General features: G+C 45.0%; 11 protein-coding genes. 8 read left to right on the forward strand and 3 right to left on the reverse strand.

What is annotated here, in order from left to right; translation table 11 throughout:
* Positions 1 to 174 precede the first annotated feature (174 nt).
* On the reverse strand, positions 175 to 2,121 hold the full coding sequence (gene ftsH, locus GTQ48_RS12930) for an ATP-dependent zinc metalloprotease FtsH (protein WP_032096498.1): 1,947 nt from the start codon (positions 2,119 to 2,121) through the stop codon (positions 175 to 177).
* Positions 2,122 to 2,222: 101 nt separating this feature from the next.
* Positions 2,223 to 2,852, reverse strand: coding sequence for a 23S rRNA (uridine(2552)-2'-O)-methyltransferase RlmE (rlmE, locus tag GTQ48_RS12935; protein ID WP_163107056.1), 630 nt, complete (start codon positions 2,850 to 2,852; stop codon positions 2,223 to 2,225).
* Between the two features lie 95 nt (positions 2,853 to 2,947).
* Between rlmE and yhbY the strand changes: the two genes are divergently transcribed.
* Together yhbY and GTQ48_RS12945 are read left to right on the forward strand one after the other, a co-directional pair.
* On the forward strand, positions 2,948 to 3,241 hold the full coding sequence (gene yhbY / locus GTQ48_RS12940; protein ID WP_163107057.1) for a ribosome assembly RNA-binding protein YhbY: 294 nt from the start codon (positions 2,948 to 2,950) through the stop codon (positions 3,239 to 3,241).
* Positions 3,242 to 3,336: 95 nt separating this feature from the next.
* The gene (locus GTQ48_RS12945; RefSeq protein WP_163107058.1) at positions 3,337 to 4,113 is read left to right on the forward strand and encodes an SDR family NAD(P)-dependent oxidoreductase; all 777 of its coding nucleotides are present in this window, start codon (positions 3,337 to 3,339) and stop codon (positions 4,111 to 4,113) included.
* Positions 4,114 to 4,220: 107 nt separating this feature from the next.
* Here the strand turns inward: GTQ48_RS12945 and GTQ48_RS12950 are convergent, their stop codons facing one another.
* Complete coding sequence (locus GTQ48_RS12950) at positions 4,221 to 6,617, reverse strand: Lon protease family protein (RefSeq protein WP_163107059.1); 2,397 nt, start codon at positions 6,615 to 6,617, stop codon at positions 4,221 to 4,223.
* Between the two features lie 357 nt (positions 6,618 to 6,974).
* On the opposite strand from GTQ48_RS12950, the gene leuS reads away from it, so the two are divergent.
* From leuS to rlmH, 6 genes are all read left to right on the forward strand, one after another.
* Positions 6,975 to 9,578: a leucine--tRNA ligase gene (leuS, locus tag GTQ48_RS12955; protein ID WP_163107060.1), complete on the forward strand. Its 2,604-nt coding sequence runs from the start codon at positions 6,975 to 6,977 to the stop codon at positions 9,576 to 9,578.
* A gap of 13 nt (positions 9,579 to 9,591) precedes the next feature.
* Positions 9,592 to 10,116 carry an LPS-assembly lipoprotein LptE gene (locus tag GTQ48_RS12960; RefSeq protein ID WP_163107061.1) on the forward strand — a complete coding sequence of 175 codons (525 nt, stop codon included), beginning with the start codon at positions 9,592 to 9,594 and terminating at the stop codon, positions 10,114 to 10,116.
* Between the two features lie 16 nt (positions 10,117 to 10,132).
* Positions 10,133 to 11,161 carry a DNA polymerase III subunit delta gene (holA, locus tag GTQ48_RS12965; RefSeq protein WP_163107062.1) on the forward strand — a complete coding sequence of 343 codons (1,029 nt, stop codon included), beginning with the start codon at positions 10,133 to 10,135 and terminating at the stop codon, positions 11,159 to 11,161.
* A gap of 2 nt (positions 11,162 to 11,163) precedes the next feature.
* A complete protein-coding gene (gene nadD, locus GTQ48_RS12970) occupies positions 11,164 to 11,829 on the forward strand; it encodes a nicotinate (nicotinamide) nucleotide adenylyltransferase (RefSeq protein ID WP_163107063.1) in 666 nt (221 codons plus the stop codon).
* An 11-nt stretch (positions 11,830 to 11,840) separates the two neighbouring features.
* Positions 11,841 to 12,158, forward strand: a complete 318-nt coding sequence (gene rsfS, locus GTQ48_RS12975; RefSeq protein WP_032096508.1) for a ribosome silencing factor — start codon at positions 11,841 to 11,843, stop codon at positions 12,156 to 12,158.
* A gap of 88 nt (positions 12,159 to 12,246) precedes the next feature.
* On the forward strand, positions 12,247 to 12,717 hold the full coding sequence (gene rlmH, locus GTQ48_RS12980) for a 23S rRNA (pseudouridine(1915)-N(3))-methyltransferase RlmH (protein WP_163107064.1): 471 nt from the start codon (positions 12,247 to 12,249) through the stop codon (positions 12,715 to 12,717).
* The last annotated feature ends 21 nt before the right edge of the window (positions 12,718 to 12,738 follow it).

Consider the following 12,738-nt stretch of genomic DNA (forward strand, 5'->3'; position numbering starts at 1 on the left):
TTTTTATTGTATATAAATCTGCTCTCGAATGCGATTTATGATATTACATCACTATTAAACAACTGATTTCACTATGAAATAAAAAAAGGGATCTGACTTTTCAGATCCCTATTTAAGTATCAGCCCAAGATTAACTGGCGTTTTTTGAATTACAAAAAATAGTGTAAAGAGGTGCTAGCTAGGAATATCCCCTGGCTTACCGACTGATGGTTTATCTACACCGTCGTTTTTAATTTCACCTTCTTTCACTGGCGAACCACCACTAGGCTTGTCGCCACCCGATGGTTTGCTGTCGTCCCAGTCTGCAGGAGGACGCACTTCGGTACGGTTCATCAAATCATCAATTTGCTTAGCATCGATGGTTTCATACTTCATAAGCGCGTCTTTCATCGTATGAAGAACATCTTTATTGTCTTCTAGAATTTGCTGCGCTCTGTCGTAGTTACGGTCGATCAGTGATTTAATTTCAGCATCGATGGCACGGGCTGTGTCGTCAGACATACTTGACGCTCTCGACATTGAATTACCGAGGAAAACTTCGCCTTCTTCTTCTGCGTACAGCATAGGTCCCATCTTAGTAGATAATCCCCATTGCGTTACCATCTTACGAGCGATATCAGTAGCACGCTCGATATCGTTTGATGCACCGGTAGTCACCTTGTCATCGCCGTAAATGATTTGCTCTGCAATTCGACCGCCGAACAAGCTCGAAATCATACTCTCTAAGTGCTGCTTAGAATGACTTACGCGGTCTTTCTCCGGTAAATACATAGTGACACCAAGTGCTCTACCACGAGGAATAATTGACACTTTATATACAGGGTCGTGCTCAGGCACTATACGACCTACAATTGCGTGTCCTGCTTCGTGATATGCTGTCATTTCTTTTTCAGACTCAGACATCACCATAGACTTACGCTCAGAGCCCATCATGATTTTGTCTTTCGCTTTCTCGAACTCTTCCATGGCAACGACACGCTTGCTACCGCGGGCGGCAAATAGAGCAGCTTCGTTCACTAGGTTTGCTAAGTCAGCACCAGAAAAACCTGGTGTTCCTCTAGCAATCAATGATGCTTCAACATTGTCTGCGATAGGCACTTTACGCATGTGCACTTTAAGAATTTGTTCACGACCGCGAATATCGGGAAGACCAACAATAACCTGACGGTCAAAACGACCTGGACGAAGTAACGCAGGGTCGAGTACGTCTGGGCGGTTAGTTGCCGCAATAACGATAATCCCTTCGTGACCTTCAAAGCCATCCATTTCAACTAACATCTGGTTAAGGGTTTGTTCACGCTCATCGTGACCACCGCCTAATCCAGCACCACGCTTGCGTCCGACAGCGTCTATCTCGTCAATAAAGATAATACAGGGTGCTGCTTTTTTCGCTTGTTCGAACATATCGCGAACGCGTGATGCGCCTACACCCACAAACATTTCAACAAAGTCAGAACCCGAGATGCTGAAGAATGGCACTTTGGCTTCACCGGCAATGGCTTTTGCTAGCAGCGTTTTACCCGTTCCCGGAGGACCGACCATTAATACGCCTTTCGGGATTTTACCGCCTAGCTTTTGGAATTTCGAAGGATCGCGCAAGAAGTCAACCAATTCAGACACATCTTCTTTTGCCTCGTCACAACCCGCAACGTCTGCAAACGTCGTTTTGATTTGATCTTCGCCTAACAAGCGCGCCTTGCTCTTGCCGAAAGACATGGCGCCTTTGCCACCGCCGCCCTGCATCTGGCGCATAAAGAATATCCAAACACCAATTAACAGTAACATTGGGAACCACGATATAAATATCGATGCGAGGAGTGATTGCTCCTCTGGTGGCTCTCCATAAACTCTTACGTCATTTTTCACCAAGTCTGAAACCAGCTTGTCATCGAAGTAAGGTACAAAGGTTTGAAAAGATTCGCCAGAGCGCTTAGTGCCGCGAATTTCGCCATCATTGTTAATGCGAACTTCACGGATATTGCCCTGCTCCGCTTCTCTTAGGAATGTTGTGTAGTCAGTTTGTGAACGAGCAGATTCACTCGGTGAAAAGCTCTGGAAAACCGACATCAATACAACGGCGATAACCAACCATAAGATTAAATTTTTTGCCATGTCGCTCAATGCTACTAACCTCTATAAATCCGAACCGATGCGGTTTTGAACAAGTTGTTTATTCAATATGCAAAACGGTTCGCAACAAAAATCGCTTAATTCAAAGCGTACTACACTTTATACCCACAAGCCACCAAATACACCTCACGAGACCGTGATCTCGACGAAGCAGGCTTCCGCGTTTTTATGGTGGTGAAAGATTGTTTAAGTGAATTCATAAACTCAACAAAACCTTCACCTTGAAACACTTTGATGACGAATGAGCCACCCGGCTTCAATACTTGATGACACATATCCAACGCCAGCTCACACAAGTACATAGAACGAGACTGATCCACCGCCGAATTACCAGCTAAGTTAGGTGCCATGTCAGACAACACTATATCTACGGTGTTCCCATCAATTCTGTTCAATAATGCATTTAAAACTTCTTCTTCGCGAAAGTCACCCTGAAGAAAGTCTACACCTACAATGGAATCCATAGGTAAAATGTCACAAGCGATGACCTGACCTTTGTCGCCGACTAACTTTGCAGAGAGCTGTGACCAGCCACCAGGGGCTGCACCTAAATCGACCAATGTCATTCCAGGTTTGATTAATTTATCTTTATTCTGAATTTCTTCCAGCTTGTAGATAGCGCGAGACCGCCAACCCTCTTTCTGCGCTTTTTGCACATAATGGTCGTCGAAATGTTCTTTGAGCCAGCGTTTACTGCTGGCGGATTGGTTCTTTTTTGTCATTCAATTACAATGTTATTAGGATTGTAGGGGAGATGGCGTTAGAATACGTTATTTCAAGCATAAACTAACAGAATAATTGTAAGAATATTTATTAAATGAAACTTTCAAATAAACAGAAACAATTTCTTAAAGGCCTAGCTCACCCAATGAAACCAATCGTACAGCTTGGTTCAAACGGCCTCACTGAGGGCGTAGTAGCGGAAATTGATAGCGCCTTAAATCATCACGAATTGATCAAAGTAAAAGTGCCCTCTGACGATCGCGAAGAAAAATCGTTGATAATGGATGCTATCGTTCGCGAAACTAACGCACACAAGCTTCAGGTCATAGGTCACACGCTTATTATTTACCGTCCTGGCGAAGACTGTAAAATTCAGTTGCCAAAATAAGAAAGCTTTTGGTGCTAGCATAGGCTAGCGCCATAGTTTTTCCTACCAAATCCCGTTAAAATCTTGTTAAAACAACGAGAACAAACGGGATATCAATGTTGTTAACTAATCTTACTGCAATAGTCACTGGCGGCTGCTCTGGTTTGGGCCATGCAACTGCGGTTGCGCTTAGAGGCGCCGGCGTTAAAGTCAGTCTTTTCGATTTAAATAACGAACAGGGCGCCCAGCGCGTATCTGAACTAGGTGAAGAAGGCACGCTTTTTTCTCACGTAGACGTTCGCGATGAAGAGCAGGTTCAACGAGGAATCGACGCTACCACTGCAAAATTTGGCGCCATAAGTATGGTGGTTAACTGCGCCGGTATTGCTCCAGCAAAACGCTTACTCGACAGAGAAGGCAACCCTGCCCCCCTTGGCGACTTTCAAAAAACCATCGACATTAATCTTGTTGGCAGCTTTAACGTTGCACGGCTTGTTGCTGCAACAATGGCAAAACAGTCTCCTATCAATGATGAAGGTGAACGTGGCCTTATCATTAATACGGCATCGGTGGCCGGCTATGAAGGCCAAATAGGCCAAACGGCCTATGCTGCGAGTAAAGGCGGCATCATTGGTCTTACCCTACCTATGGCTCGAGACTTGGCGCCACTAGGTATTCGCGTGAATACAATCGCGCCCGGCGTGATGGGTACGCCTATGCTGCTTGCTATGCCAGAAAAAGTGCAAGAAGCTCTGTCAGCAAATGTTCAGTTTCCAAAGCGTTTAGGCTTACCTGAAGAATTTGCAAAACTGGTTATGCAAATCGCAGATAACACGTATATTAATGGCGAAACTATACGTTTGGACGGTGGCCTTCGGATGCCACCCAAATAGTCGACACTCATTAGTTATGCTGCGAACTAGTATTGAGTTGCCTAGGGCCGACCGACATTAACGTTAAAAGCGTGGCGGTCACCTGATTGTAGTGACAATGCCGCGCTTTACTCTCCATCGCCACCGCTAACAATTAACGCAATATTGTATAGCCTGTTTACGGCATGATAGTTAATTGAGTTTTTCGGGTATCTTCCCTTACTACTTAGTTTGCCCGCTTCTTGCTGCATCAATATAGTAAGCGCATCATCAACAGTTTCCACTGTGTATATGTGAAACAGCCCTTTTTTCACCGCATCCACGACGGTTGCATCTAACACTAAATTAATAGCATTAGATTTAGGTATAATAACGCCTTGAGTTCCTGTAAGCCCGCGGTATTGGCAAAGGTCAAAGAAACCTTCAATTTTTTCATTAACGCCCCCCACAGCTTGCACTTCACCATATTGGTTTATTGACCCTGTAATGGCCAAGGTTTGTAGGCAAGGGATCTCCGTTAACGCAGAAATAAGCGCAACCAGCTCACCTAACGATGCACTGTCACCATCAATGTGACCATAGGATTGCTCAAGGGCAATATTGGCCGAAAGGGTTAAGGGAAAATGTTGAGCATACTTGTTACCCAAGTAACCATTAAGCAGCATAACCCCTTTAGAGTGTATGGGCTGCCCTAACTCGACTTCCCGCTCTATATCCACCACGCCACTTGCGCCGGCAAATACCGTTGCCGTTATACGAGCAGGTGTGCCAAACGCCGTATCTCCTACATCTAAAACCGTCAGCCCGTTAACCTTACCCACTGCTTTGTTTTCAGTGTCGATAAGAACGTGGCCTTCCTTTATATCGTTTAGCAAAGTTTGACTGACTCGACCGGTTCGACGCTTTTTTGCATCAAGGGCGGTAATTAAATGTCCAAGTTCAATTTCACTGGCACCGGCCATAGCGCAGAAATAATGCGCTTCATTAACTAGCTCTATCACATCTGCAAAGTGTGCCGATAGCTTTTCTTTATGTTCAGCTTTTCGCAATGAAAATTGGACCAAGCGACACATGGCATTCGCGGTAATACCCTTGAGCCCTAATGACGCTAAATGCGCACGGATTTTTCCAACGAAATCGAATAGAGTTTGACGAGTGACTGGAATTTCTAAATCGAAATCCACCAACACCCGAAATAGCTCATCGAATTCGTCATCAAAGTCTTGCAAGGTGTAATACAAATCTCGAGAACCAAGCAGAACAATCTTAACAGTCAAGTCAATGGGCTGTGGATTTAGCGTAATGTTATTGACCATGCCAACGTCTTGCTGGGGTAAATCCATTCTTAATCGCCCAGATTTAATAGCTAGTTTTAACGTTTCCCATACATAGGGCTGCTCGATAAGCTGGTCAACATCCAACAATAAATAACCACCATTAGCGCGGTGTAAGGCACCTGGCTGAATCATTCTGTAATTAGTAAACACACTGCCGTTAATGTTGGTATATTCAATTTTTCCAAATAAGTTTTGGTAAGTGGGGTTAGGCTCATAAATAACGGGGGCAGCATCGTCGCGCTTATTGGCCACTAATACATTAGGTAAAAGCTGCTCTTCCAAAAATATCTTTTTGTCAAAGTCGTCACTTTTTTCTTCTTTCTGTTCTTCTTGGTGAATAACGAGAATAGCGTCGACCAAAGCAGTTTTTAGCTGCTTAAGGTACTTCATCACACCGAGATTTGCGGCATACTGATGCTCAAGGTCTTTTATTAGGGTTTTAATTCCCTGCTCTGCAGTCCCCCTATCAAGCTCTCGAAGACGCTCAGAGTTTTCACGCTTCCACGCTGGGAGACTTAACAAGCCTTCGCTTAATCTATTCTCTAGTTCATCCACGAGTGTATAAAAGTGTTGGCGCTGCTGCTTACTCAGCGTAGCAACGTGACTGTCGTTGGCGGGTTTACCGTCGACAATAGGAACAAATGTGATGGCGCCACTCTCTTCGAACATAGCAATATCATTGGCGTTGGCATAGCGTTCTACCGCGTCGATGGCCTCGTCGTACTTTTGTTCAAAATCTCGTGAAATAGAGGCGCGTTTGCGCTGATATCCAGGGTTGTCGAAAGCCACTGGAAATGTGTCTAACACGTCGTCGATAAGTTGGGCGATATCTTTTTGAAAAACCTTACCACCGCCAGGAGGAAAACGAAGGGCCACGGGCTCACGCTCTTCGTCAAAGTTATTGATGTAGCACCAGTCATCAGGCGAGCTCAACCGCGCAACTTGCCGCTCTATGTAGTCTTTTACCAATGTAAATCGACCAGTGGCAGGTTCACCCATCACATATAAATTATACCCAATGGCATCGATCCCTAAACCAAAGGTCAAGGCTTCTCTCGCCCTTTCTTGTCCAATAAAGGTGGCATTGAGCGCCTGCTCGTCTTTAAGCGCGCTGTTTATTACTCGTCTGTTTATTGTGGGCGTTAAGGCATCGGTAGCTAACGCAAAGGCTTTACTGTCAACTGACATATCATTCTTTTTATAGTGCTTTTAGGTAAGTGAAACTCTATTTAACTGGGGTGTCAAACCCTTATCGCCCGTTGCCACGATTTCGTAGCGCAAATGAACAAGAATCAGACAAACACACACCGCCACTTGCTTATTTTTACAGCAAGTGGCAATAAAAATCCCGCTCATATACGTTAAGCTATTGAGGCATGACTCTCCCGTGGGGTATTCTATGCGGCTAAATAAGTACTCAACTCGCTACATTTTCGTTGTTTATCACCTTTTGGTGCCATTCTTGGGCGCCATTTTGAGCCAAGAATAACGACCATCTAGCAAAGTAAGAACGTTTCAACTTAATAATGCGGAAGCCTAAGTTTCATGGCCGATAATCAGTACAACCCAAAAGATATAGAAAAACGCGTTCAGCAGTATTGGGAAGATAATCAATCTTTCAAAGCAATTGATGACGTAGATAAAGAAAAATTTTACTGCCTATCAATGTTCCCTTACCCAAGCGGACGTCTGCACATGGGTCACGTGCGCAATTACACCATTGGCGATGTTATCAGCCGATACCAGCGTATGCAGGGAAAAAATGTCATGCAGCCAATGGGTTGGGATGCGTTCGGTCTGCCTGCTGAGAATGCAGCAATCAACAACAATACGGCGCCTGCTAAGTGGACCTATTCTAATATCGATTATATGAAAACCCAGCTTCGCTCGCTTGGTTTTGGCTACGATTGGGACCGCGAAGTTACAACGTGTAAACCTGATTATTATCGTTGGGAACAATGGTTCTTCACCCGCCTTTACGAAAAAGGGCTGGTTTATAAGAAAAACTCAACAGTGAACTGGGATCCCATTGACCAGACGGTGTTGGCTAATGAACAAGTTATTGATGGCCGCGGATGGCGATCTGGTGCGTTAGTTGAGCAAAAAGAAATCCCTCAATGGTTTATCAAAATAACCGATTATGCTGAAGAATTATTAAGCGATTTAGAACAGCTTGAAGAATGGCCTGACCAAGTGCGCGCCATGCAGGCGAACTGGATTGGTCGCTCTGAAGGGATAGACATTACTTTTAATTTGGCGTCACCCGTCAATGATATCGCCGATCTTACTGTTTACACCACCCGCCCTGATACTTTTTATGGCGTTACTTATGTTGCTGTTGCTGCCCAACATCCGTTGGCAGAATTTGCAGCACAGTCAAATCCAGACATCGCTCGTTTTATCGACGAATGCAAAAATACTAAAGTTGCTGAAGCAGAAATGGCCACTATGGATAAAAAGGGCTGCGCCACAGGATTAGAGGTTGTTCATCCGCTTACCGGCGAAAAGCTACCAATTTGGATTGCTAACTTCGTACTAATGGAATACGGCTCTGGCGCTGTAATGGCCGTTCCTGGGCACGATCAACGAGACTGGGAGTTTGCAACAAAGTACAATCTGCCCATTCAGCAAGTTATTGCCGCCAAAGAAGGTGATGAAGATAAATGCGACCTTTCAGCGTCTGCCTACACTGAAAAAGGCACATTAATTAACTCTGAAAAGTTTGATGGTCTTGATTTCGATGCGGCATTTAACGGCATCGCAGATGAGCTGGAAAGTAAAGAATGCGGCAAACGCAAAGTGAATTATCGCCTACGAGATTGGGGGGTAAGTCGTCAGCGCTATTGGGGTACCCCTATCCCAATGTTAAGGCTAGAAAACGGTGAATCTGCGCCTGTGCCGGCGGAGCAACTTCCTGTTGAGCTACCGGAAGACGTAGAGATGGACGGCGTCATTTCGCCTATCAAAGCGGATCCTGAATGGGCAAAAACAACCTACAATGGTGAACCCGCTCTGCGTGAAACGGACACGTTTGATACCTTTATGGAATCGTCGTGGTACTACGCCCGCTATGCTAGTGCAACTAACGCCGATGCCATGCTAGACCCGAAGTCAGCTAACTACTGGCTGCCTGTTGACCAATATGTTGGTGGAATAGAACATGCAATATTGCACCTACTCTACTCTCGCTTTTTCCACAAATTATTGCGCGATGAAGGCTTGGTAGACTCAGACGAACCATTTAAGCGCTTACTATGCCAAGGCATGGTGCTAGCAGATTCTTACTATCGAGAAGACGATAAAGGTAAGAAAACCTGGTATTCGCCTACTGAAGTAACCACTGAAAAAGACGACAAAGGCCGTATTGTTAACGCATGGCTTACCGCTGATAACACCCCTGTCACTCACGGCGGCATGACAAAAATGTCGAAGTCGAAGAACAATGGCATTGACCCGCAAGAAGTTATCGATCAGTACGGTGCAGATACGGTGCGTTTGTTTACTATGTTTGCTGCTCCACCTGAACAAACTCTTGAATGGGTAGATTCGGGTGTAGAGGGCGCTAACCGCTTCCTTCGTCGTATTTGGAAGCTAGTGACTGAGCACGTTGAAAAAGGGACTCCTGATGCGCTAGACGTGAAGGCGCTCAATAAACCACAGCAAGCTCTTCGTCGTGAACTGCACAAAACTATTCAAAAGGTAAGCGACGACCTTGGCCGTCGACAAACTTTTAATACAGCTGTTGCTGCCATTATGGAGCTACTGAATCACCTTCAAAAAGCGCCGCAAGATGATGTGCAGGACATTGCTATTATGCGCGAAGCGACCGAGTCTGTGCTTCTGTTGCTTAACCCAATTACACCGCATATTGCCCATGAATTGTGGAAGGTGCTTGGACATAACGAAGATATTGATATTGCGCCGTGGCCAGAAGTGGACAAAGACGCACTTGTTGAAGACGAAAAGCTGATCATTGTTCAGGTAAATGGCAAGGTACGCGCCAAAATGACCATTGCCGCTGATGCCAGCAAAGAGGACATTGAAGCAAGCGCCCTCGCCCAGTCGAATGTCCAACAATTTATCGATGGGAAAACCATTCGAAAAGTAATTGTTGTGCCCGGCAAGCTTGTAAACATTGTAGCGAACTAGGCGACTATTGATAATGAATGCACTTTTAAAATTAGTCGGTATTGCAGCGATAGTCAGCACCCTTAGCAGCTGTGGTTTTCATCTGCGTGGCGCTCCCAGCCTCCCTGACAATATCAACACTATTGTAATTGAAAGTGCCCGAGCACATGCGCCCTTAGCGCGTGCGCTCGACAATAGATTGAACATTTACGGATTAAAGTCACAAGAACGGGGTAGCAACAGCGCACCGAGTGAGAACATCAGCATCTACCTTTTACCGGAAAAGTTGGAACGCCAACTTTTATCCGTTTATCCATCAGGTCAAGTCGCGGAGTACGACCTCATTTATGTGGTGCGTTATCGCGTGTCCTTTCCTAACAAAGAGCCTTTGACGGCGCAGTTTGAAGTGGTGCGTGATTATCAAGATGACCCCGATCAGGTATTGGCAAAATCGAGAGAGCTGGATTTAATGCTTGATGAAATGCGCGCCGAGGCAGCAGATATGATCATTAGACGCTTATCCGGTCAAGCGGTTGCTGCATTGGACATTGAAAAATGATGACTGACAACTAGGCATGCAAATTTACCCAAACCAGTTTCATCAAGATATCAAAAAAGGTCTGAGACCTTGTTATTTGGTGTTTGGAGACGAGCCGCAGCAGAAGTTCGACGTTATCGAGCAAATTCGAACACAAGCAAAATCAAAGGGATTTGACGAGAGAACTACCCTGGTTGCTGACACCGGTTTTTCATGGAACCAGCTGCTTGAGGCAACACAAAGTATGTCTCTGTTTTCAAGCCAGCAATTTATTGAGCTAGAACTTCCTACCGGTAAGCCAGGCACTGAGGGCAGTAAAATGCTGCAAGAAGTCGCCGCTAAACTCAACCCAGACATGCTGTTATTAATTCATGGGCCTAAAATTGGTAAAGACGTACAGCGTGGAAAATGGTTTAAAGTTCTCGACGAAATAGGCGCATCCACACTATGTTATCCCCTTGAAGGACGCCAATTAAGCACATGGATAAACCAGCAGCTTACCTCGCATCAGCTTTCTGTATCGGCAAATGGCGCAAAAATGATTTCCGACTTTTGTGAGGGCAACCTTCTTGCCGCAAAACAAGAGATAGATAAACTTGCGCTGCTTTATCCGCATCAGTCTGTAACCGATGAGCAAATTGAGCGAGCCATGGTCGATCAATCTCGCTTCAGCGTTTTTCAGCTTGTTGATGTGATGCTTAATGGAGAAAGCACCCGCTGTATTAAAATGCTTTACCGATTAGAAAGTGAGGGTTTAGAGCCAAATATAATCATTTGGGCATTAGTGAGAGAATGGGAACAGCTGTGGAATTTAAAAGCGGCTGAACAACAAGGACAGCCTATTCAATGGCAGAGATTTGGCATTTGGCGAAATAAACAGGCGGTATATCAAAATGCAATGCAGCGTCTTTCTTTGCAACAGTTAGAAAGTATTCAACACGCGTTGAGTCAAGCCGACCTTGCCTTTAAGCAACAAGTTATATCCCGTCCTTATGTAAAGCTATGCCACCTGTGTATGATGTTTATGGGTGTAAATTTAGCTAATATTCCGTTATTGGATAAATAGCTGTGGCGTTAAAAGCGATATTGGGCGGTACGTTTAACCCACCCCATTACGGTCACATTACGCCTGCGCTCAATGCCTCAGAAACCTTAGCAATTGACTCTGTTTACCTGATGCCATGCAAGTTACCGCCTCATAAATCGGTATCAGTGTCTGAGAAACACAGAGTGAATATGATCAATCTGTGTTGCGAAGAAAACCCCAAGCTTCACGCAGAGCTGATTGAGCTCTCTCTCCCTTCCCCATCTTATACAGTAAAAACGCTGCGAGAATTAAATTCTCAAACCGACGAGACAATCTGTTTTCTCATTGGTGCCGATTCACTGTATAATCTAGATAAGTGGTACGAGTGGGAATGCTTATTAGCGTATTGTCACCTTATTGTAATGCGAAGAGATGACGAAAATTTTGCACCGCCACCGGCTGTAGCAGATTGGCTCAAACCTGTTGTTACTCGAGATGCGGCGCAGTTACATCAACGTAAAAATGGACATGTATTGTTAGTTGATACTCCCCTTAAAGCAATTTCGTCAACGCAGTTGCGCAATACCATAACCCAAAAAAACGCAGGGGCTTTAGATAAAGCCGTTCAAGATTTTATTGAAAACTGGATACCAAACAGCGTCATTGATTACATTGATGCCAACCAGTTATATATTGAAGAAAGATAAGAGGAAAACACTTGGAGAGTCTACAACTTAAGCAGTTTGTTAAAGACAAAATAGATGACATGAAAGGCCGTGATATCATTGAGCTTGATGTTAGAGGTAAGTCGACCATTACAGATACCATGATCATTTGTTCTGGTAATTCAAAACGTCACGTATCCTCAATTGCAGAGAATGTATTGGTTGAAGCGAAAAACGCTGGGCATGCGCCTGGACACGTTGACGGCAAAGACACCGGAGAATGGGTACTGGTTGATTTCGGCGATGTCATTTTGCACGTTATGCAAGATGAAACCCGAGACTTTTATCAGCTAGAAAAGCTCTGGTCATAGGCCTTGCCCTTACAGAGTAAGCAATAAGCATGTCTTATTTTCATCCACAACACCCATTAAGGTTAGGACTGTCATTCATGGTGCAGTGTTGAAGATTCAAATAGTTGCTGTGGGAACAAAAATGCCTTCATGGGTATCCGCGGGCGTCGACGAGTTTATCCGTCGATTCCCTAGCGATATGCCTGTGAGCATCACTGAAATACCGGCCGGCAAACGTGGAAAAAATGCGGACATCAAACGGATCCTCGAAAAAGAGGGTGAGCAGATGTTGGCGGCCATACCCAAAGGCAACCGCGCAGTGACGCTTGAAGTAACCGGAAAGCCATGGGATACACCCATGCTGGCAAAACAGCTAGATAATTGGAAGATGGACGGTAGAGATGTTAGCTTGCTCATTGGTGGTCCTGAAGGATTAGCCCCCTCTTGCATAGCGGCTTCTGAACAAAAGTGGTCATTATCAGCGCTAACACTTCCCCACCCTTTGGTTCGTATTATCCTTGTAGAAAGCGTTTACCGCGCATGGTCAGTAACACAGAATCATCCTTATCATAGAGAATAGAAGCAGTCATTAATGCAAAGG

Source organism: Alteromonas genovensis (assembly GCF_010500895.1).
GTDB lineage: Bacteria > Pseudomonadota > Gammaproteobacteria > Enterobacterales > Alteromonadaceae > Alteromonas > Alteromonas genovensis.